The sequence below is a fragment of the Streptomyces sp. NPDC093094 genome, assembly GCF_044754345.1.
Lineage (GTDB): Bacteria > Actinomycetota > Actinomycetes > Streptomycetales > Streptomycetaceae > Streptomyces.
The window spans coordinates 73,468-94,022 of record NZ_JBIVOX010000012.1; the positions used below are offsets into that span (position 1 = coordinate 73,468).

20 protein-coding genes and 1 tRNA gene are annotated in these 20,555 nt (G+C 72.3%); 11 read left to right on the top strand and 10 right to left on the bottom strand.

Annotation, left to right across the window (positions count from 1 at the left end; all coding sequences use genetic code 11):
• Nucleotides 1-123 precede the first annotated feature (123 nt).
• Nucleotides 124-885 carry a phosphoglyceromutase gene (locus ACIQGV_RS25435; RefSeq protein WP_402497819.1) on the top strand — a complete coding sequence of 254 codons (762 nt, stop codon included), beginning with the start codon at nt 124-126 and terminating at the stop codon, nt 883-885.
• 114 nt (nt 886-999) lie between these two features.
• Here ACIQGV_RS25435 and ACIQGV_RS25440 read toward each other — a convergent pair whose 3' ends face one another.
• The 3 genes from ACIQGV_RS25440 to phoU all read right to left on the bottom strand — a co-directional run bounded on the left by ACIQGV_RS25440 (nt 1,000) and on the right by phoU (nt 2,363).
• Nucleotides 1,000-1,248: an SCO4226 family nickel-binding protein gene (locus tag ACIQGV_RS25440; protein ID WP_402497821.1), complete on the bottom strand. Its 249-nt coding sequence runs from the start codon at nt 1,246-1,248 to the stop codon at nt 1,000-1,002.
• A 124-nt stretch (nt 1,249-1,372) separates the two neighbouring features.
• Nucleotides 1,373-1,534 carry a hypothetical protein gene (locus ACIQGV_RS25445; RefSeq protein ID WP_402497823.1) on the bottom strand — a complete coding sequence of 54 codons (162 nt, stop codon included), beginning with the start codon at nt 1,532-1,534 and terminating at the stop codon, nt 1,373-1,375.
• A gap of 130 nt (nt 1,535-1,664) precedes the next feature.
• The gene (gene phoU, locus ACIQGV_RS25450) at nt 1,665-2,363 is read right to left on the bottom strand and encodes a phosphate signaling complex protein PhoU (RefSeq protein ID WP_402497826.1); all 699 of its coding nucleotides are present in this window, start codon (nt 2,361-2,363) and stop codon (nt 1,665-1,667) included.
• 211 nt (nt 2,364-2,574) lie between these two features.
• Here phoU and ACIQGV_RS25455 point away from each other — a divergent pair, with 211 nt between their 5' ends.
• Together ACIQGV_RS25455 and ACIQGV_RS25460 are read left to right on the top strand one after the other, a co-directional pair.
• Nucleotides 2,575-3,876, top strand: coding sequence for a sensor histidine kinase (locus ACIQGV_RS25455; protein ID WP_402497828.1), 1,302 nt, complete (start codon nt 2,575-2,577; stop codon nt 3,874-3,876).
• Complete coding sequence (locus ACIQGV_RS25460) at nt 3,873-4,553, top strand: response regulator transcription factor (RefSeq protein ID WP_073941673.1); 681 nt, start codon at nt 3,873-3,875, stop codon at nt 4,551-4,553. Before ACIQGV_RS25455 ends, ACIQGV_RS25460 begins: the two co-directional genes overlap by 4 nt.
• A 94-nt stretch (nt 4,554-4,647) precedes the next feature.
• On the opposite strand, the gene ACIQGV_RS25465 is transcribed toward ACIQGV_RS25460, so the two are convergent.
• Complete coding sequence (locus ACIQGV_RS25465) at nt 4,648-5,310, bottom strand: DUF461 domain-containing protein (RefSeq protein ID WP_402497830.1); 663 nt, start codon at nt 5,308-5,310, stop codon at nt 4,648-4,650.
• Between the two features lie 620 nt (nt 5,311-5,930).
• Here ACIQGV_RS25465 and ACIQGV_RS25470 point away from each other — a divergent pair.
• The 6 genes from ACIQGV_RS25470 (at nt 5,931) to ACIQGV_RS25495 (ending at nt 12,417) form a co-directional block, all read left to right on the top strand.
• Nucleotides 5,931-6,413: a CarD family transcriptional regulator gene (locus ACIQGV_RS25470; protein WP_003953493.1), complete on the top strand. Its 483-nt coding sequence runs from the start codon at nt 5,931-5,933 to the stop codon at nt 6,411-6,413.
• 334 nt (nt 6,414-6,747) lie between these two features.
• Nucleotides 6,748-7,521: a 2-C-methyl-D-erythritol 4-phosphate cytidylyltransferase gene (gene ispD, locus ACIQGV_RS25475; protein WP_402497832.1), complete on the top strand. Its 774-nt coding sequence runs from the start codon at nt 6,748-6,750 to the stop codon at nt 7,519-7,521.
• Nucleotides 7,511-8,047: a 2-C-methyl-D-erythritol 2,4-cyclodiphosphate synthase gene (ispF, locus tag ACIQGV_RS25480; protein WP_402497834.1), complete on the top strand. Its 537-nt coding sequence runs from the start codon at nt 7,511-7,513 to the stop codon at nt 8,045-8,047. Before ispD ends, ispF begins: the two co-directional genes overlap by 11 nt.
• A gap of 114 nt (nt 8,048-8,161) precedes the next feature.
• Entirely contained in the window at nt 8,162-9,562 is a 1,401-nt protein-coding gene (gene cysS / locus ACIQGV_RS25485; protein WP_402497837.1) for a cysteine--tRNA ligase, read from the top strand.
• Nucleotides 9,563-9,651: 89 nt separating this feature from the next.
• On the top strand, nt 9,652-10,593 hold the full coding sequence (gene rlmB / locus ACIQGV_RS25490; RefSeq protein WP_402497839.1) for a 23S rRNA (guanosine(2251)-2'-O)-methyltransferase RlmB: 942 nt from the start codon (nt 9,652-9,654) through the stop codon (nt 10,591-10,593).
• Nucleotides 10,594-10,710: 117 nt separating this feature from the next.
• Complete coding sequence (locus ACIQGV_RS25495; protein ID WP_402497841.1) at nt 10,711-12,417, top strand: DoxX family membrane protein; 1,707 nt, start codon at nt 10,711-10,713, stop codon at nt 12,415-12,417.
• Nucleotides 12,418-12,553: 136 nt separating this feature from the next.
• On the opposite strand, the gene ACIQGV_RS25500 is transcribed toward ACIQGV_RS25495, so the two are convergent.
• The 3 genes from ACIQGV_RS25500 to ACIQGV_RS25510 form a co-directional block, all read right to left on the bottom strand.
• Complete coding sequence (locus ACIQGV_RS25500) at nt 12,554-13,285, bottom strand: NDP-sugar synthase (RefSeq protein ID WP_402497843.1); 732 nt, start codon at nt 13,283-13,285, stop codon at nt 12,554-12,556.
• 152 nt (nt 13,286-13,437) lie between these two features.
• On the bottom strand, nt 13,438-13,893 hold the full coding sequence (locus tag ACIQGV_RS25505) for a hypothetical protein (RefSeq protein ID WP_402497846.1): 456 nt from the start codon (nt 13,891-13,893) through the stop codon (nt 13,438-13,440).
• A 208-nt stretch (nt 13,894-14,101) separates the two neighbouring features.
• Nucleotides 14,102-15,190, bottom strand: coding sequence for an ABC transporter ATP-binding protein (locus tag ACIQGV_RS25510; protein WP_402497849.1), 1,089 nt, complete (start codon nt 15,188-15,190; stop codon nt 14,102-14,104).
• Between the two features lie 212 nt (nt 15,191-15,402).
• Between ACIQGV_RS25510 and ACIQGV_RS25515 the strand changes: the two genes are divergently transcribed.
• A tRNA-Thr gene (locus ACIQGV_RS25515) sits at nt 15,403-15,475 on the top strand.
• Between the two features lie 43 nt (nt 15,476-15,518).
• Here the strand turns inward: ACIQGV_RS25515 and ACIQGV_RS25520 are convergent.
• Nucleotides 15,519-15,995 (bottom strand): GNAT family N-acetyltransferase, encoded by a 477-nt coding sequence (locus tag ACIQGV_RS25520; protein WP_402497851.1) that lies wholly within the window; start codon nt 15,993-15,995, stop codon nt 15,519-15,521.
• A gap of 174 nt (nt 15,996-16,169) precedes the next feature.
• Between ACIQGV_RS25520 and ACIQGV_RS25525 the strand changes: the two genes are divergently transcribed.
• Nucleotides 16,170-17,567, top strand: coding sequence for an NAD(P)/FAD-dependent oxidoreductase (locus tag ACIQGV_RS25525; RefSeq protein ID WP_402497853.1), 1,398 nt, complete (start codon nt 16,170-16,172; stop codon nt 17,565-17,567).
• A 79-nt stretch (nt 17,568-17,646) separates the two neighbouring features.
• On the opposite strand, the gene ACIQGV_RS25530 is transcribed toward ACIQGV_RS25525, so the two are convergent.
• Complete coding sequence (locus tag ACIQGV_RS25530; protein ID WP_402497855.1) at nt 17,647-19,140, bottom strand: MFS transporter; 1,494 nt, start codon at nt 19,138-19,140, stop codon at nt 17,647-17,649.
• 386 nt (nt 19,141-19,526) lie between these two features.
• Nucleotides 19,527-20,507 carry a zinc-binding dehydrogenase gene (locus ACIQGV_RS25535; RefSeq protein ID WP_402497858.1) on the bottom strand — a complete coding sequence of 327 codons (981 nt, stop codon included), beginning with the start codon at nt 20,505-20,507 and terminating at the stop codon, nt 19,527-19,529.
• Between the last annotated feature and the right edge of the window lie 48 nt (nt 20,508-20,555).

The following is a 20,555-nucleotide window of genomic DNA, read 5'->3' on the forward strand; positions in this document are numbered from 1 at the left end:
TTGTGGAAGAGTTCACCTTAATTTAGAGGGCTCCCGCCCCCGCTGTCAGATCGCCCTCCGGACGGCCCGACGAGGCCGGGCACACGCTCCTGGCCCGCAGAGCACTTAGGTAGGCTAAAGGCCATGGCCGACGCACCGTACAAGCTGATCCTCCTCCGCCACGGCGAGAGCGAGTGGAACGCGAAGAACCTGTTCACCGGTTGGGTGGACGTCAACCTCAACGAGAAGGGCGAGAAGGAGGCGGTCCGCGGCGGTGAGCTGCTCAAGGACGCCGGCCTGCTGCCCGACGTGGTCCACACGTCCCTCCAGAAGCGCGCGATCCGCACCGCGCAGCTCGCGCTGGAGTCCGCCGACCGCCACTGGATCCCGGTCCACCGCTCCTGGCGCCTGAACGAGCGCCACTACGGCGCCCTGCAGGGCAAGGACAAGGCCCAGACCCTCGCCGAGTTCGGCGAGGAGCAGTTCATGCTGTGGCGCCGCTCGTACGACACCCCGCCGCCGCCCCTCGAGGACGGCACGGAGTTCTCCCAGAGCGGTGACCCCCGCTACGCGTCCATCCCGCCGGAGCTGCGCCCCCGCACGGAGTGCCTGAAGGACGTCGTCGTCCGCATGCTGCCGTACTGGTACGACGGCATCGTCCCCGACCTCCTCGCGGGCCGCACCGTCCTGGTCGCCGCGCACGGCAACAGCCTGCGGGCCCTGGTCAAGCACCTCGACGGCATCTCCGACGCCGACATCGCGGGCCTGAACATCCCCACCGGCATCCCGCTCGCCTACGAGCTCGACGCCGACTTCAGGCCGGTCACCCCCGGCGGCACCTACCTCGACCCCGAGGCGGCCGCGGCGGCCATCGAGGCGGTCAGGAACCAGGGCAAGAAGAAGTAGCCCCGACCTGCGCTTCCAGGCCCCCTGCCTGCGCTTCTGTCGCGCGGGCGGGGGGCCTTCGCTTTTTCGGGGGAGTCCTGGTGACTCCGGTTGACGCAGCCGTTCCGGCGCGGGTCAGACCACCAGCGGAACCGGGTGGACCTCGTCGGCGAGATGTCCGGCGCGTTCGTGGATGCGCTGCACCGCCTCGGCGGAAGGCGCCTCGGAGAGGCAGTAGACGACGCCGGACTCGGGATCGGCCCAGGCACGCTCGAAGTGGACCTGCTCGTCCTTCTCGATGGCCAGGTCGGCGCGGTGGGCCGCCATGAGCTGGTCGGCCGTGATGCCCTTCATCCCGTAGTGCACGTCCATGAACCGGGGCATGGCACGCACCTCCTTCCCAGAGGGGTCCTTCCCATGCTGCGCCCGCTCCGCCGCCGGGGCGACACGGCGAGGCCCCCGGTGCCGTCGCACCGGGGGCCGTGACGCGAGGTCCGGCGACGACGCGTCAGCCGCACTGGCAGGGGTTGCCCGACTGGCAGCCGCAGCCGCAGCCCGAGCCGCACCCGCACGCGCCGATGAGCATCAGGTTCCTGATCTCGGCGGGCTGCTCGGTCGGGCGTTCCTGCGTGGGGTCGGGCGTGCCGGGCGTGCCGGGGGCTTCGGCCATGGTTCCTCCTGGAGAGGCAGGTGCCTGTGCCCGTTCCATGCCCGCCGCACCGGGCGCACGAACAGCGCACGGAGGCTCGCCCCGCCCCGCCGCACGCCTCACGGACCGCCCCGCCGCGCCGCGTCGTCGGTCAGGCCGGGTCGCCGCCCGCCGGCTGGATCTCCGGCTGCACGTCCGTCTGCAGGACGTCCGCGTGCTCGCCCGTCACCAGGAACACCACACGCTTGGCCACGGACACCGCGTGGTCCGCGAACCGCTCGTAGTAGCGGCCGAGCAGCGTGACGTCGACCGCCGTCTCGATGCCGTGCTTCCAGCGGTCGTCCATCAGGTGCTGGAACAGCGCGCGGTGCAGGAGGTCCATCGCGTCGTCGTCCTGCTCCAGCTGGAGCGCCAGGTCGATGTCCTTGGTGACGATGACCTCGGCCGCCTTCGCCATCAGCCGCTGGGCGAGCTGGCCCATCTCCAGGATCGTGGCGTGCAGGTCCTGTGGCACCGCCCGCTCGGGGAAGCGCAGCCGGGCCAGCTTCGCCACGTGCTGGGCGAGGTCGCCCGAGCGCTCCAGGTCGGCGGACATCCGCAGCGACGTCACCACGATCCGCAGGTCCGTCGCCACCGGCTGCTGCCGGGCCAGCAGCGCTATGGCCCGGGCCTCCAGGTCGTGCTGGAGCTCGTCGACCTTCTTGTCGGCCTCGATCACGTGCTCGGCGAGCTTCAGGTCGGCGTCGAGCATGGCCGTCGTGGCGCGTCCGATCGCCGACCCGACCAGCCGGGCCATCTCCACCAGACCGTCGCCGATCGAGTCCAGTTCCTCGTGGTACGCGTCCCGCATCAGGGTTCCCTCTCGTACGTGTCTCTCGGGGGTTCCGCCCCTTCGGTCCGGGGGTTGCGCCCCCACGGTCCCACGTTCACCCGGGTACGCGTCCGGTTCCGCCCTGCCGAATGAACCGGTACCGGCTCCCAGGTGAACTCTGGGCGACGAGTGTTCGAGGTCGCACATCCATGGCTGTGGCCATGCCGTACGCCATGCCTAACCTGGACGCATGGACGTGAACGCGGCGGTCGCCGCAGCGGCAGCGATCGCCGGAGTGCTCACCGGTGTCATCGCCATGCTGGCGTTCCGCTGGAGCGAACGCGACCTGAAACGCCCCACCCGCACCTCACTGCACACCGACCCGGTGCTGCCGCCCGGCGTGGACACCGTCCTGTCGGTCCTGCGCTCCTCGGCCGTCGTCCTCGACGAGGCCGACGGCGTGGTCAAGGCCAGCTCCGCGGCCTACGCCCTGGGTCTGGTCCGCGGCGGCAAGCTCGCCGTGGAGCCGATGCTCCAGATGGCCCGGGACACCCGCCGCGACGGCGAGATACGCCAGGTGGAGCTGGATCTCCCCCGGCGCGGCAGCGGCCGCGGAGAGGCCCTCGCGGTCTCCGCCCGGGTCGCCCCGCTCGGCTCCCGGCTCGTGCTGCTGCTGGTCGAGGACCTCACCGAGGCCCGGCGCATAGAGGCGGTGCGGCGGGACTTCGTCGCGAACGTCAGCCATGAGCTGAAGACCCCGGTCGGTGCGCTCTCCCTGCTCTCCGAGGCCGTCATGGACGCCTCCGACGACCCCGAGGCCGTCGAGCGCTTCGCGGGCCGGATGCAGATCGAGGCGACCCGGCTGACCAACCTGGTCCAGGAACTGATCGACCTCTCCCGGGTGCAGAACGACGACCCGCTGGAGGACGCCGAACCGGTGCGGGTGGACGAACTGGTCGCCGAGGCCATCGACCGCTGCCGCCACCAGGCCGGCACCAAGCAGATCACCATGGCCTCCGGCGGCACCGCCGACCTGCACGTATGGGGCAACCGGGGCCAGCTCGCGGCCGCGCTCGGCAATCTCGTCGAGAACGCCGTCAACTACTCGCCCGCCCGCACCCGCGTCGGCATCGCCGCCCGCCGGGTGGCCGCCCCCGGCGGCGACCTGATAGAGGTCGCCGTCACCGACCAGGGCATCGGCATCTCCGACAAGGACAAGGAGCGCATCTTCGAGCGCTTCTACCGCGTCGACCCCGCCCGCTCCCGCGCCACCGGAGGTACGGGGCTGGGGCTGGCGATCGTCAAGCACGTGGCCGCTTCGCACGGCGGGGAGGTCACGGTGTGGAGCTCGGAGGGACAGGGCTCCACGTTCACCCTGCGGCTGCCGGAGGCGGGCGCCTCCCGCGACCGCGCACAGCAGCACCCCGCCCTCGACGAAGAGAGCGGGCAGGGGACGACCGGGCACTCCGCAGGCAGGGGCCGCCCCATGTCCTCCTCTCCCCCCGAATCGACCGCGTACCAGACGCTTTCCGCCCCGGAGGTCCTTCCGTGACCCGAGTGCTCGTCGTCGAGGACGAGGAGTCCTTCTCCGACGCCCTGTCGTACATGCTCCGCAAGGAGGGCTTCGAGGTCGCCGTCGCGACCACCGGGCCCGACGGCCTCGACGAGTTCGAGCGCAACGGCGCCGACCTCGTCCTCCTCGACCTGATGCTGCCCGGCCTGCCGGGCACCGAGGTGTGCCGTCAGCTGCGGGGCCGCTCCAACGTGCCCGTGATCATGGTGACCGCCAAGGACAGCGAGATCGACAAGGTCGTCGGACTGGAGATAGGGGCCGACGACTACGTCACCAAGCCGTTCTCCTCCCGCGAGCTGGTGGCCCGCATCCGCGCGGTGCTGCGCCGCCGCGGCGAGCCGGAGGAGGTGGCCCCGGCCGCGCTGGAGGCCGGCCCGGTCCGCATGGACGTCGACCGCCATGTCGTCACGGTCTCCGGCTCCAAGGTCGACCTCCCGCTGAAGGAGTTCGACCTCCTGGAGATGCTGCTGCGCAACGCCGGCCGGGTCCTGACCCGCATGCAGCTGATCGACCGGGTCTGGGGCGCCGACTACGTCGGTGACACCAAGACCCTCGACGTCCACGTCAAGCGTCTGCGCGCCAAGATCGAGCCGGACCCGGGCGCCCCGCGCTATCTGGTCACGGTCCGCGGCCTCGGCTACAAGTTCGAGCCGTAGGCCGGCCCGGACACCCGGTCCGCGCACGGCGAAGGGCGTGACCCCCTCCAGGAGGGGGTCACGCCCTTCACCGTCGTACGGGCGGTGCGGGTGCTCAGTGCTCCGCGGCACCCGACTCGGTCGCCGACGCGGACGCGGCGTCGGTCGGCGTGCCGGTCGCGGACGGGCTGCCGGTGGCGGACGGGGTGGTGCCCTCGGCCTCGCCCTCGCCGGCCGCGGGCGCGCTCGGCGATGCCTCCGGCACGGCCGGGATGTCGCTCGGACCCCACGAGCTGAAGTAGCTCTGGGCCGGGACGACGAACGCGGTGAGGCTCACGTCGCCGGTCTCGCTGAAGGCGAAGGTGACCTTGTGGTTGGCGCCGTCGGCGAGGGCCGAGCCGTCCTTCACCACGGCGGCGGCGTTGCCCTCGCCGCCGATGACGACGGTGCCGCCGGCCGGGACGGTCACGCTGCCGCCCCCGGCGGCCTTGACCTCGGCGGGGCCGATGCCGTCCAGGGTGATGGAGTCGAGCGTCTGGGCGGAGTCGCCGGTGTTGAAGAGGGTGGCGGACACCGCGGCCGGACCCTCGGCCTCACGCTCGGGCTGGATGATGACGAGCGCGTTCTGCACCTTGATGTCGCCGACCGAGGTGGAGGCGTTGTCCGGCTTGATCCCGAGGGTCTGGGCGTCGTTTCCGGCGCCGCAGGCGGCGAGCGAGGCGATCGAGAACGCGATGGCGGAGGCGGCGAGGGCGCCGCGTCGAAGGCTGCTGCTCACGGCGGCGGCAACTCCTTGAACGCAGGGGCGGCTCTCCTGAACAAAGCCGCTCTAATTGTCTGTCAGCGGCCCCAGGTTACCGAGCCGTTCCCGCGCAGCCGCACCCGACCCTCCTCCCGGCCCGTCGCGTCGCCCGGCAGGGGGTACGGGAGCCCGCCGCGGACGACCTCGGAGTCACTTCACCGGGGGGCTGCTCGGCATTCACGCAATCGTGCCTCGCAAAGCGCGGGGATCCGCCCGCAGATTTTCTGTGAAGGAATGCGCCGAGAGGCCCGGGAATTGATCACCCGGAGACGGGCCGGACGGCTGAGTGGATCAATTCCGGATTCGTCTCGTACCCGACTCCCCGCATCGAACGGAGTAGCGGAAGTCGATCACTTGGAAGCGGACAAATCAGGATGTTCTGCCGTCTGGAGGAGGTGCCGAAGGTGCGTAACGCACATGTTTCACCTCGCCCGAACAGCCGCTCCGACCTGCGAATACCTTGTTCCGCAGGCCCGGCGCAGCATGTTCCTGTTGCTGTTGTCAAGCCCCGAGATATGCCCTGACCTGCGAAAACGCCATTCAGAAGACGCCGTATCCGTGTTACTCTGGATAGCCACGGAAGGGGTACCTGTCACATGACGTTCAAGGTTGGCGACACCGTGGTCTATCCCCATCACGGGGCCGCGCTGATCGAGGCCATCGAAACTCGCCAGATCAAAGGCGTGGACAAGACCTACTTGGTGCTGAAGGTCGCCCAGGGTGACCTGACGGTACGTGTGCCAGCGGACAATGCGGAGTTCGTCGGCGTGCGTGATGTGGTCGGCCAGGACGGGCTGGACCGGGTCTTCGAGGTGCTGCGCGCGCCGTACGCCGAGGAGCCCACGAACTGGTCCCGTCGCTACAAGGCAAATCTGGAGAAGCTCGCCTCCGGCGATGTCATCAAGGTCGCGGAAGTCGTGCGTGACCTGTGGCGTCGCGAGCGCGAGCGCGGACTGTCCGCCGGTGAGAAGCGCATGCTCGCCAAGGCCCGCCAGATCCTGGTGAGCGAGCTCGCACTCGCGGAGAACACCAACGAGGACAAGGCCGAGGCCCTGCTCGACGAGGTTCTCGCCTCCTGAGCGGGCGCACGCCCTGTTGACCCGGGCCTGAGTCCGGTCGGTCCAGCACACCGAAATGCCGCGGTGCCCGATGACGCTGAAACTGTCGCCGGGCGCTGCGGCATGTTCGTATGCGCACATGGGCCGCGCCGGAACCGTACGGCCAGGCCGGAAGCCGAAGCCGTACACCGGAGAGGGGTCCCCCCGGTACTGTGCGTGCCGTGCCTGGAGCACTGGTCCGACCGGAGTCACGGAAGGGGCCGGTCGTGCCAAGTGCCCGTGCGGCACTCCCCCCGAGGGGGTACCTCCCAGGCCATACCCACCAAGGCCGAGCACACAAACCTGACGGGAAGCGATGTCTGACGTTTCGATCCCTTCACCCTCGGACACCGGCTCCGGGACCCGTCCGGCACGTACTGCCGCCGTCATCCCGGCCGCCGGCCGGGGCGTACGTCTGGGCCCCGGCGCGCCCAAGGCTCTCCGCGCGCTGAACGGCACGCCGATGCTCGTCCACGCGGTGCGCGCCATGGCCGCCTCGCGCGCGGTCTCCCTCGTGGTCGTCGTGGCCCCGCCCGACGGCGCCGCCGAGGTGAAGTCCATGCTCGACGCGCACGCGCTGCCCGACCGCACCGACTTCCTCGTCGTGCCCGGCGGCGAGTCCCGCCAGGAGTCCGTCCGGCTCGGCCTGGAGGCGCTGCCGCCCGGCTACGACGTCGTCCTCGTGCACGACGCCGCCCGGCCGCTGGTGCCGGTGGACACCGTCGACGCCGTGATCGAGGCCGTCCGCGACGGCGCCCCCGCCGTGGTGCCGGCCCTTCCGCTCGCCGACACCGTCAAGGAGGTCGAGCCCGCCGGGGCCCCGGGCACGCCCGAGCCGGTCGTGGCCACGCCCGAGCGGGCCCGGCTCCGCGCGGTGCAGACCCCGCAGGGCTTCGACCGGGCCACGCTGGTGCGCGCGCACGAGACGGTGACCGGCGCCGTCACCGACGACGCCGGCATGATCGAGCAGCTCGGCGTCCCCGTCGTGGCCGTCCCCGGTCACGAGGAGGCGTTCAAGGTCACCCGTCCCCTCGACCTCGTCCTCGCCGAGGCGGTCCTGGCCCGCAGGAGGCTCAACGATGGCTTCTGACACGTCCGGTCCCCGGCTGCCGGACGGCCTCCTGCTCCCCCAGGTCGGCATCGGCACCGACATCCACGCCTTCGAGGAGGGCCGCGAGCTGTGGTGCGCGGGCCTGAAGTGGGAGGGGGAGGGCCCGGGCCTGGCCGGACACTCCGACGCGGACGTCGTCGCGCACGCCGCCTGCAACGCACTCTTCTCCGCGGCGGGCCTCGGCGACCTCGGGCAGCACTTCGGCACCGGGCGGCCCGAGTGGTCCGGGGCGTCGGGCGTCACGCTGCTCACCGAGGCGGCCCGGATCGTCCGCGCGGAGGGCTTCGTGATCGGCAACATCGCGGTGCAGGTCGTGGGCCCGCGGCCCAAGATCGGCAAGCGCCGCGAGGAGGCGCAGAAGATCCTCTCCGACGCCGCGGGCGCCCCCGTCTCGGTGTCCGGCGCGACCACCGACGGCCTCGGTTTCCCCGGCCGGGACGAGGGGCTGGCGGCGATCGCGACCGCACTCGTCGTCCGGACCGGCCGAGGCGGCCCGGGGGACTGAGAGGCCCTCGGCAGGCGCGGGCGGCCGTGTGTCCGGCACCGCCCGCCCGCGGACGACATCGGCCAAACCGCCGGAGGGCACCACGCACTCCCCGTCGCCCACTACCCTGGACCCGTGACTATTCGCCTGTACGACACCAGCGCCCGGCAGATCCGTGACTTCACCCCGCTCCAGCAGGGCTGTGTCTCGATCTACCTCTGTGGCGCCACCGTGCAGGCCGCCCCGCACATCGGGCACATCCGGTCGGGGCTGAACTTCGACATCATGCGCCGCTGGTTCGAGTACCGCGGCTACGACGTCACGTTCATCCGCAACGTCACCGACATCGACGACAAGATCATCGCGAAGTCGGCCGCCCTGGGCCGCCCCTGGTGGTCCATCGGCTACGAGAACGAGCGGGCGTTCAACGACGGCTACGCCGCCCTCGGCTGCCTGCCGCCGACGTACGAGCCGCGGGCCACCGGCCATGTGACCGAGATGGTCGAGATGATGCGCGGCCTCATCGAGCGCGGTCACGCCTACGAGGCCGACGGCAACGTCTACTTCGACGTCCGGTCGTTCCCCGAGTACCTGAAGCTGTCCAACCAGGAGCTGGACAACCTCCTCCAGCCCGCCGGGGACGGCGAGACCGGCAAGCGCGACCCGCGCGACTTCGCCATGTGGAAGACCGCCAAGCCCGGCGAGCCCACCTGGGAGACCCCGTGGGGCCGCGGCCGGCCCGGCTGGCACCTGGAGTGCTCGGCGATGGCCCACAAGTACCTGGGCAGCGCCTTCGACATCCACGGCGGCGGCCTGGACCTGATCTTCCCGCACCACGAGAACGAGATCGCCCAGGCCAAGGCGTTCGGCGACGAGTTCGCCATGTACTGGGTGCACAACGCCTGGGTCACCATGCGCGGCGAGAAGATGTCCAAGTCGCTCGGCAACAGCGTCCTCGTCTCCGAGATGGTCAAGCAGTGGCGCCCGGTCGTCCTGCGCTACTACCTCGGCACCCCGCACTACCGCTCGATGATCGAGTACAGCAAGGACGCCCTGCGTGAGGCCGAGTCCGCCTTCGGCCGGATCGAGGGCTTCGTGCAGCGTGTGGTCGAGCTGGCCGGGGGACCCGTGGAGCCCGCCGCCGAGGTGCCGCCGGCCTTCGCCGACGCGATGGACGACGACCTGGGCGTCCCGCAGGCGCTCGCCGTCGTCCACACCACCGTCCGGCAGGGCAACAGCGCCCTCGCCGCCGACGACAAGGAAGCCGCCGTCGCCCGCCTCGCCGAGGTGCGCGCCATGCTCGGCGTCCTCGGCCTGGACCCGCTCGACCCGCACTGGGCCGGCGAGTCCGACAGGGGCGAGGACCTGAACGGCGTCGTCGACAGCCTCGTCCGCATGGTCCTCGACCAGCGCGAGGCCGCCCGCGCCCGCAAGGACTGGGCCACCGCCGACGCCATCCGCGACCAGCTGAACCAGTCCGGCCTCGCCATCGAGGACAGCCCGCAGGGCCCGCGCTGGAGCATCACCCCGCGCTGACAACAGCACAGCGAATGTGCCGCCCGGCTCCCCGGGCGGCACACTTGCACTGACGTACGTACCGAGCATCACGAAAAGACAGGTAGGTCATGGCCGCGAACAACCGCCGCATGTCCGGCAAGAAGGGCGCGCAGGTCGGCAGCGGCGGCAATCGGCGCCGTGCCCTGGAGGGCAAGGGCCCGACGCCCCCCGCCGAGATGCGCAAGGGGCACAAGAAGAACCGCATCGCCACCTCCAAGGCCAAGCAGGTCCAGCGCCGTCCGGTGGCGCGCGGCCGCGGCGGCAAGGGCACCTCCGAGCTGGTCGTCGGGCGCAACCCCGTCGTCGAGGCGCTGCGCGAGGGCGTGCCCGCCTCCACGCTGTACGTCCAGCAGTTCATCGACAACGACGAGCGGGTGCGCGAGGCGCTCCAGCTCGCGGGCGAGCGCGGCGGCATCCACCTCATGGAGGCGCCGCGCCCCGAGCTGGACCGTATGACCAACGGCCTCAACCACCAGGGCCTGGTCCTCCAGGTCCCGCCGTACGAGTACGCGCACCCCGAGGACCTCCTCGACGCCGCCGCCGACGGGGGCGAGGACCCGCTGATCGTCGCGCTCGACGGGGTCACCGACCCGCGCAACCTCGGCGCCGTCGTCCGCTCCGTCTCCGCCTTCGGCGGGCACGGCGTGGTCGTGCCCGAGCGCCGCGCGGCCGGCATGACGGCCGGCGCCTGGAAGACGTCCGCGGGTGCGGCCGCCCGTACGCCGGTCGCCCGGGCCACCAACCTCACCCGTGCCCTGGAGCAGTACAAGAAGGCCGGTGTCGTCGTGGTCGGTCTGGCCGCCGACGGCGAGACCGAGGTCGGTGAGCTTCCGGCCCTGGAGGGACCGGTCGTCATCGTCGTCGGCAGCGAGGGCAAGGGTCTGTCGCGGCTGGTCGGCGAGACGTGCGACTTCCGGGTGCGCATCCCGATGCCGGGCGGCGCCGAGTCGCTGAACGCGGGTGTGGCCGCGGGCGTCGTGCTGTACGAGGCGGCACGCCGACGCGCCTGAACACGCGTCCGTCGGATCACCCGTACGGGTCAATCCTGGCGTTCAGGACAAGCTTGACGGGGTCCGGACAGATCCGGCAGGTCAAAGCAGTGTCCTAAGCACACGTCACTCGGTTAGATGAGTGTGGACACCAGAACACCCCGCACACCCACGGGGGACCGCTCGTCGGGATTCGCTTCCGGACTCGACGACGCTCCCGCGCTGAGCATGGTGAAGGTGCCGAGCGATCCGGCGCAGATCATCGTCAACCATGCGAGTTTCCGCGTGCAGCTGGGGGCGTCCTCGCGACGCTCCCAGTCCTCGCGGGTCGCACGGCACCTGAGCGTCGGCGTGGACGCCGCCCGCATCCCCGTCGTCGGCGCGGGCGCCCGGCCGCCCGCCCGCCGCCGCCCCGTCGTCTGGAGCGGCCGCTCGGCCCCCGACGACACCGGCGCCCACCGCCTGCTCCAGGCCGTGCGCACGGCGGGCGTCCGCCCCGGCGAGGAGACCGCCGAGGGCGGCTTCACCCAGGTCATCCCGCGCGTCGGCGTCACCGGCCCCGGCTACGACGAGCTCTACGACGACCTCGACCAGACCGTCGAGACCCCCGTCGTCGGCGCCCAGCGCACCGCCGAGGGCGCCGGCGCGCGCCTTCTGCCCGCCATGCGCACCGTCGGCAGCGCCTACGACGAACCCGCCTACGCCGGTGAGCGGTTCGACGGTCACGACGACTACGACGACTACGACGACGAGTACGACGCCCCCGGCTCCGACACCGGAACCCACGCCGCACCCGGCCGTCGTGCCAGACGCGCCGAGGACCCCTCGCGGCACGCCTACTTCCCCGGCCGCCGGCTGAACCTCGGCGTCGTCCTGCTCCCGCTGCGCGTCTTCCTCGGCTTCATCTCCATCTACGCCGGCATGGGCAAGCTGTGCGACCCCGTCTACTTCGACGGCGGCACGCGCGGCTCGATGGTCAAGTGGCTCAACACCCTGCACCCGTGGGAGGTCGCCGAGCCGCTGCGCCAGTTCGCCCTGGCGCACCCGGTCGGCTCCGGCCTCGTCATCGCCTTCCTCCAGGTCGTCGTGGGCGTCCTCACGGTCCTGGGCTGCTGGCAGCGGGTCGCCGCCGTGGGAGGCGCGCTGCTGTCGGCCGCGCTGCTGGTCACCGTCAGCTGGAAGAGCGTCCCCGTCTACGACACCCCCGACATCATCTACCTCGCCGCCTGGTCGCCGCTGATCATCGCGGGCGCCCCCGTCTACTCCGTCGACGGCCGTCTCGCCGGGCTGGCCTGGCGCCGTCTCGGCCCCCGCTCCGACATCTGGGACCTGCGCCGCTACGTGCTGCGCCGCGGCGCCCTGGTCACCACCGTCGTCGTCGGTCTCACCCTGCTGCTGGGCTCGCTGCTCGGCGGTGCGGTGCGGGACACCGACCGGATCGTGGTGCCCGGCCCCGGCGGCGTACCGCGCAACGAGCTGCCCGGCTCGCCGCTGCCGCAGGAGCCCGAGACCGAGCGCGCGCAGGAGAAGAAGGAGAGCGGCGCCCCGTCGGCCGCCACGACGCCCACCCAGAGCGCCACCTCGGCCGCGCCCACCGCGGGCGCCGAGACCGCCCCGGGCGCCACGCAGGAGACCTCCGCGGGCACCACGCCCAGCCAGACCCAGGGCACCGTCGGCGAGGCCCCGCCGCAGCAGTCCACGCCGGCCCAGCAGCAGCCTCCGAGCACCAGCTCCGGACCCGCCGCGGGCGGCGCCACCTCCACCGGCGGCACCGGCACCGGTACCGGCGGCGGCGGCGAACCCACCGCGGAGCAGCCCGGCCTGGTCGGCGGCCTCCTGGGCTGACGCCTCCCCGCCCCACGACGACGGGGTCCCGCACACCAGGTGTGCGGGACCCCGTCGTCGTACGTCTGCGCCGTGCACGCGCGCCGTGCCTGCGGCGCGGTACGGACACGGCGTACGGGCGTGTCGTACGCCGTGCTCAGCGCCCCAGGGCCGCCAGTTCCTTCGCGGCCTCCGTGAGGTCCTTGGCGGTGTCGATGGCACGCCAGTAGGCGCCCTGGGGGAGCGGGAAGCCCGCCAGACGGTTCTCCCGGGCCAGACGCGGGAACGTGGTGCGCTCGTGGTCCCCGCGCTCCGGGAGCAGGCCGGCGAACTCGGGGGAGAAGACGTAGACGCCCGCGTTGATCTCGAAGGCCGACGGCGGGGCCTCGATGAAGTCGGTGATGTGGCCGAAGCCGTCCGTCTGGACGGCGCCCCAGGGCAGGCGCGGACGGGCCAGCGCGAGGGTGGCTGTGGCGTCGCGCTCGGTGTGGAAGTCGGCCATGTCCCGCAGGGAGAAGCGGGTCCAGATGTCGCCGTTGGTGGCGTACCAGGGCCGGTCCGGGTGGGGCAGATGCGCGGCTGCGTACTTCAGGCCGCCGCCGCGGCCGAGCGGCTCCGTCTCGACGACGGTGCTGACGTGCAGGGGCAGGTCGGCGTCGTCGAGCCACTTCTGGAGCACGTCGGCGAGATGGCCGCAGCTGACGACGGCGTGGGTGACGCCCTCCTCGGCGAGCCAGGCGAGCTGATGGCCGATGATCGGCGTGCCCGTGCCCGGGATCTCCACCATCGGCTTGGGCCGGTCGTCGGTGTAGGGGCGCAGGCGCGAGCCCTGGCCTCCGGCGAGGATGACGGCCTGGGTGGGGCGGGAGACGGTGTTCGGGTCGGTCATGCCCGCACTTTACGCGGGCGGGCGTGTGTGCCTGCCGGGGCGGGGGTCCCGTGCCGTGCGCGGCCGCGGGTCGTCCGTGGCCGCGCACGCGGTCCCCCGCGCCCCCGAGGCGTCGCCCCGTGGGGCGTGGGTCGGTCCGTGACCGCCGCCGGTCAGCCGGTAGCCGCCATGACGCCCGACGCGAACGCCGTGTCGCACACCGGGCGCGCGAAGGACTGGGCTCGCTTGGGGCCGTAGGTGCGGACGGCCGCGCGGCCGAGGGCGCGGGCGATGGAGGTGCAGTGGCGGGCGAGGGACGGGCGCTCGTCGACGGCCTGCTGGAGGTGGGTGAGGGCGATACCCGGGTCCTTCTTCTGGAGCTCGGTCAGGAGCTGGTCGCGCAGCCGCTCGTGCGGGGCGAGGGGGGCGGCCGGCTTGGCGTCGTCGGTCACGGCGGTGTCCGAGGCGGTGAGCACCGAGGCCGAGGGGTCGCCCGACCAGCTGACCCGGGTGACCGCGAGGGTGCCGGAGAGCACCAGGACGACGGGCAGGACGAGGGCGAGGCTGCGGCCGATCCGGAGGGCGGGGCCCCGGCCGCGTCGCGTCTGATGGGTGGTGGAGTGCTTCACGCGAGTGAGGGTAGCGCCCGGTGATGATTTGGCGACATTTAGTCACCGGTTCGGGGGATGAGGAAGTGCCGTTTTCTGGGTAACGGGTTGACGAGTGCTGATCGAAATGAGCGGAATTGCCGGGGTATTTGTCGACAGCGAAGAGGGCCCCGCAGCGCGCTGCGGGGCCCTCTTCGTCAACTTGGGTGAATTACCCGGGGTTGTGCGCTCAGTCGGAGAGGCGCGCGCCCGTGGAGGTGGAGAAGACGTGCGTCTCGCCGGAGCGCGGGACGACGTGCAGCTGGCTGCCCTTCTCCGGCACCTCACGGCCGCCGACACGGACGACGAGGTCCTTGGACTCGCCGCCGAGCTGGGCGGTGCCGTAGACGAACGCGTCGGAGCCGAGCTCCTCGACGACGTTGACGGTGACCGCGACGCCCTGGCCGGAGTCGGCGCTCGCCACGTCGAAGTGCTCGGGGCGGATGCCGACCGTGACCGTCTTGTCGGTGGCGGCGGAGAGCGCGTCACGCTGGACCGGCACGACCGAGCTGCCGAACTTCACACCGCCGTCGGTGATCGGCACCTCGACCAGGTTCATGGCCGGGGAGCCGATGAAGCCGGCGACGAAGAGGTTCGCGGGGCGGTCGTACATGTTGCGCGGGCTGTCGACCTGCTGGAGCAGACCGTCCTTGAGGACCGCGACGCGGTCGCCCATGGTGAGGGCCTCGACCTGGTCGTGGGTGACGTAGACGGTGGTGATGCCGAGACGGCGCTGGAGCGAGGCGATCTGCGTACGGGTCGAGACACGGAGCTTGGCGTCCAGGTTGGACAGCGGCTCGTCCATGAGGAAGACCTGCGGCTCACGCACGATCGCGCGGCCCATCGCGACACGCTGGCGCTGACCGCCGGAGAGGGCCTTGGGCTTGCGGTCCAGGTACTCGGTGAGGTCGAGGATCTTCGCGGCCTCCTCGACCTTCTGCCGGATCTCCGCCTTGTTGACGCCGGCGATCTTGAGCGCGAAGCCCATGTTGTCGGCGACCGACATGTGCGGGTACAGCGCGTAGTTCTGGAACACCATGGCGATGTCCCGGTCCTTCGGCGGCAGGTGGGTCACGTCGCGGTCGCCGATGCGGATGGCGCCGCCGTTGACGTCCTCCAGGCCGGCGAGCATGCGCAGGGAGGTGGACTTGCCGCAGCCGGACGGACCGACCAGGACGAGGAACTCGCCGTCCGCGATCTCGATGTCCAGCGCGTCGACGGCGGGCTTGGTGCCACCCGGGTAGATGCGGGTCGCTTTGTCGAACGTGACAGTGGCCATGGTGATGGGCCCCCTTCTACCGGCAGGAACGTGCCGGACGATCCGTTGTAGGAAGGTGGTTGGTGTAGTCCACACGAGTGAACCGAGACTGGACGGTACCTGCCGTTCACCCCGTCTGTCAGTACCTGGACCTCTGTGAACTTCGCGGAAATTTTCGACAGGCCCGGCCCGCCGCCTGGGTACACTGCACGGGCACGCGCCACCGCGCGCACGCCTCCTTAGCTCAGCTGGTAGAGCACCGCTCTTGTAAAGCGAAGGTCGTCGGTTCGAGTCCGACAGGGGGCTCCGGGTGAGGCCCGGGCCGGACGGGTACCGGTCCGGGCCTCTTTCATGCCCGGCCGAGGTCGGCGAGGGCCTGGTCGGTGAGGCGGTGGACCGTCCATTCGTCCTGGGGGAGGGCGCCGAGGGACCGGTAGAAGCCGATCGCGGGCTCGTTCCAGTCCAGGACGGACCACTCCAGGCGGTGATAGCCGCGGGCCACGCAGAGGCGGGCCAGCTCGGTTAGCAGGGCCTTGCCGTGGCCGGCGCCGCGGGCGGAGGGGCGGACGTAGAGGTCCTCCAGGTAGATGCCGTGGGTGCCGCGCCAGGTGGAGAAGTTCAGGAACCACAGCGCGAAGCCGGCCGGCTCGCCGGTCTCGTCGTCCTCGGCGATGTGCGCGTAGGCGGCGGGGCGGTCGCCGAAGAGGGCCTCGTGCAGTTGCTCGTGGGTCGCCCTGGCCTCGTGCGGGGCCTTCTCGTACGCGGCGAGTTCACGGATCAGGGTGTGGATGACCGGGATGTCGGCGGGGGCAGCGGTACGGATCATGGGCGGAGGCTAACCGGGGCGGCGGTCACTTTGGTGCGGTTTCCGGTGCGGTTTTTGGTGCGGGGGAAGCGGCTCGTGCGGCTTCGGCGGCGGCGCCCGGCCCGTGCCCGGGACGGTGCGGAAGTGCGGAATCCGAAGGAGACACCGGCCGTGAGGGCGGCTAACGTCCGGGCCATGAGCAGCGGCGCGGTCAACGGTGGTGTCTCCTTCTGGTACGCGGACGACGGCTTTCCGGCGGTGCGGGAGCCGCTCGACGGCGACGCGTCGGCCGATGTGGTGATCGTCGGCGGCGGATACACGGGGCTGTGGACCGCGTACTACCTGAAGAAGGCGGCGCCCTTCCTGCGGGTCACCGTCCTGGAGCAGCGGTTCTGCGGCTACGGCGCCTCCGGCCGCAACGGCGGCTGGCTGTACAACGGCATCGCCGGGCGCGACCGGTACGCCGCGCTGCACGGCCGGGAGGCCGCGGTGCGGCTCCAGCAGGCCATGAACGACACCGTGGACGAGGTCGTGTCGGTCCTCGCCGAGGAGGGCGTCGACGCGGACGTGCACCGGGGCGGCGTGCTGGAGGTGGCCCGCACCCCCGCACAGCTGGCCCGGCTGAAGGCGTTCCACGCGCACGAGCTGTCGTACGGCGAGAAGGACCGGGAGCTGTACGGCGCACGGGAGACGGCCGGGCGGATCCGGGTCGCGGGCGCGGTCGGCTCCACCTGGACGCCGCACGGCGCGCGGGTGCACCCGGTGAAGCTGGTCAAGGGGCTGGCGGCGCTGGTGGAGGCGCTCGGGGTGACCGTCCACGAGGCGACGCCGGTGACGGAGATCCGGCCGAAGCACGCGGTGACGCCGTACGGCACCGTCCGGGCGCCCTATGTGCTGCGCTGCACGGAAGGGTTCACCGCCTCCCTGAAGGGGCAGCGGCGCACCTGGCTGCCGATGAACTCCTCGATGGTCGTGACGGAGCCGCTGAGCGAGGAGCAGTGGGAGTCGGTGGGCTGGACCGGCCGGGAGACCCTGGGCGACATGGCGCACGCCTACATGTACGCGCAGCGCACCGCCGACGGCCGTGTCGCGCTGGGCGGGCGCGGAGTGCCGTACCGCTTCGGTTCGCGGACGGACAACGACGGCCGCACCCAGGAGGAGACCGTGGAGGCGCTGCGGGAGATCCTGGTGAGCTTCTTCCCCGCCCTGGCCGGGGTGCGCGTCGCGCACGCCTGGTCCGGTGTGCTGGGCGTGCCCCGCGACTGGTGCGCGACGGTGACCCTCGACCGGTCGACGGGCCTGGGCTGGGCGGGCGGCTACGTCGGCTCGGGCGTGGCCACCGCGAACCTCGCCGCCCGGACCCTGCGGGACCTCGTCCTGCAGGACTCGGGCCAGGGCGGCCGCACCGGGCTGACCGGTCTGCCGTGGGTCGGCCACAAGGTGCGCAAGTGGGAGCCGGAGCCGCTGCGCTGGCTCGGCGTGCAGGGCATGTACGCCACCTACCGGGCGGCGGACCGGCGGGAGACGGAGACGCACAGCGCGGGATCCTCGCGTCTGGCCCGGGTGGCCGACCGGATCGCGGGACGGCACTGAGCGACGGCGGCGGCGAGCGGCGGCGGCCCGGTGCCGCCTCTCCTGCACACTGCCGCCCCGCCGCCCTGTCCTTCCGCCGTCAGGTCACCGGTTCCGGTACCTGAGGCGAGGCGGAGGCGTCGTACCGGGCCGGCCGCCCCGTCACCATCAGGGCCGCGACCGTGCCGGCGAGCAGCATGATGCCGGAGGCGCACCAGATGGCGACCGTGTAGCCGTGGACGATGCCCTCCCTGGTGACGAGGGTGCGGTCGGCGCCCCCGCCGAGGTGGGCGGCGATGTAGGCGGTGCTGCTGGTGGTGGCGACGGTGTTGAGCAGGGCCGTGCCGATGGAGCCGCCGACCTGCTGGGAGGTGTTGACGGTGGCCGAGGTGACGCCGGAGTCCTGGGGGGCCACGCCCGCGGTCGCCGTGGAGAACACCGGCATGAAGATCAGGCCCATGCCGAGGCCCATCAGCAGCAGCGCGGGCAGGATGTGGGTGGCGTAGTCGGAGTCGACCGACAGCTGGGTGAGGATCACCATGCCGCCCGACGCCAGCAGGGCCCCCGGGGCCATCAGCGCACGGGGCGGTACGCGGGGCAGCAGCCGGGCCGCGATCTGGGTCGAGCCGGTGATGATCGAGGCTGTCAGCGGCAGGAACGCCAGGCCCGTCTTGACCGGGGAGTACCCCAGGATGACCTGGAGGTAGTAGGTCATGAACAGGAACAGGCCGAACATGCCGATCACGGCCAGCCCCATGGTCAGGAAGCATCCGGCGCGGTTGCGGTCCTTGACGATGTGCAGCGGCAGGAGGGGCACGGGGGCTCTGGTCTGCCACCACACGAAGGTCGCCAGCAGGGCGACTCCCCCGGCCAGCAGGCCGAGGACCAGGGGGTCGCCCCAGCCACGCGGCTCGGCCTCGCTGAAGCCGTAGACGATCGCCACGAGGCCGCCGCAGCCCAGCAGCACGCCCGGCACGTCGAGGCGGGCGCCCGCGTGGCGGGGGGTGTCGTGCAGCAGGGTGAGGGCCCCGAAGACGGCGGCGAGCGCGATGGGCACGTTGACGTACAGGCACCAGCGCCAGTTCAGGTACTCCGTGAGCAGGCCGCCGACGATGAACCCGATCGCCGCTCCGCTGCCGGCCAGGGCGCCGTATATGCCGAATGCCTTCCCCCGCTCCTTGGGGTCGGTGAACGTGGTGGTCAGCAGACTGAGCGCGGACGGGGCGAGGACGGCCGCGAAGACGCCCTGGAGCGCCCGGGCGCCGAAGAGCATGCCCGGGGTGGTCGCCGCGCCGCCGATCGCCGAGGCCGTCGCGAAGCCGATCAGGCCGATGACGAACGTGCGTCTGCGGCCCACCAGGTCGGCGATCCGGCCGCCGAGCAGGAGGAGGCCGCCGAAGGCCAGGGTGTAGGCCGTGATGACCCACTGGCGGTTGCCGTCGGACATGCCGAGGGCGCGCTGCGCCGAGGGCAGCGCGATGTTCACGATGGTCGCGTCGAGGACGACCATCAGCTGGGCCAGGGCGATGATCACCAGGCCCCACCAGCGGCGGGGGTCGGCGTCCGCGGTGTCGACGGTCCGGGTGACGCTCATCCGGCCAGCAGACCATGGATCGGGTCGCCCCGCATCCGGTGACACCCCGGTCCGGCCCGGGTCCTGCCCGGAGACGGACGCGGTGCCGTGCGCCGGGTGTCCGGGGGCGGTCGGCGGGCTTTCCGCGGGGCGCTCGGGGGCGGTCGGCGGGGTGTCCGAGGGGCGCCCGGGGGCGGATGCGGCGTGGTGCGCCGGGTGTCCGGGGGCGGCCGTGGTGCTGTCCGCCGCGCGCCCGGGAGCGGTGCGCGGGCCTTCTGAGGCGTGTCCGGGGGCGGCCGGCGGGGTGTTCCCGGGGCGCCGGTCGGTCCGGTCGGTCCGGTCGGTCCGGTCGGACCGGTCGGACCGGTCGGTCCGGTCGGATCGGTCGGGGGTGCGGTCGCGGTCGGTCACGGTTCCAGGACCACCTTTCCGGTCGTGGCGCGGTTCTCCAGGGCGCGGTGGGCGGCCGCCGCCTCGGCGAGGGGGAACCGCTGGACGGCCGGCCGCAGCCGGCCCGCCGCGGCCTCGGCGAGCGCGCGCAGCTCCAGCGTGCGCACCGGGTCCGGCCCGCCGGCCCTGCCGAGCATCACCGGGCCGAGGACCTGCTCGGAGACCCCCTCGACGAGATACGGGCCACCGTCCTTGACACCGTCCGACGACCAGCCGAAGACGATGTGCCGTCCGCCTGGGCCCAGCAGGGCGACGGACTCCCGGGCGACCTCGCCGCCGACCCCGTCGAGGACGACCGTGGCGGCCCGGCCGCCCAGATACGCGCGGACCTTGCCGGGCCAGGCCGGATCCGTGTAGTCGACGGCGAGGTCGGCGCCGTTCTCCCGCACGAGGGCGGCCTTCCGCGGCCCGCCCGCGAGGCCGATCACCGTGGCGCCGGCGTGCCGGGCGTACTGCACGAGCAGGGTGCCGATGCCGCCGGCCGCGGCCGGGACGACGACCACCGAGTCGGGGCCCGGCTCGGCGAACTGCACGATGCCCATCGTCGTACGGCCGGTGCCGATCATGGCGACGGCCTCGGCGAAGTCCAGGTTCCCGGGGACCTCGTGGATCCGCTCGACCCCGGTGACGGCCAGTTCGGCGTATCCGCCGGGCGCGAAGCCCAGATGGGCCACCACGCGCTTGCCCAGCCACAGGGCGGCGACACCCTCGCCGAGGGACTCGACCACGCCCGCGACCTCACGGCCGGGGACCGTGGGCAGCTCGGTGGGGACGGGCGCAGGACCCCGCACGCCCTCGCGCAGGGCGGTGTCCAGCAGATGGACGCCCGCGGCGGTGACGCGGATCCGGACCTGGCCGGGGCCGGGCAGCGGGGCCCCGGTCTCCTCGTAGGAGAGGTTCTCGGCCGGTCCGAAGGCGTGCAGGCGAATGGCGTGCATGGGCTCCCCCAAGGTGTGGTCCGTGCGAGCGGCGTGCTGTCCGTCCGA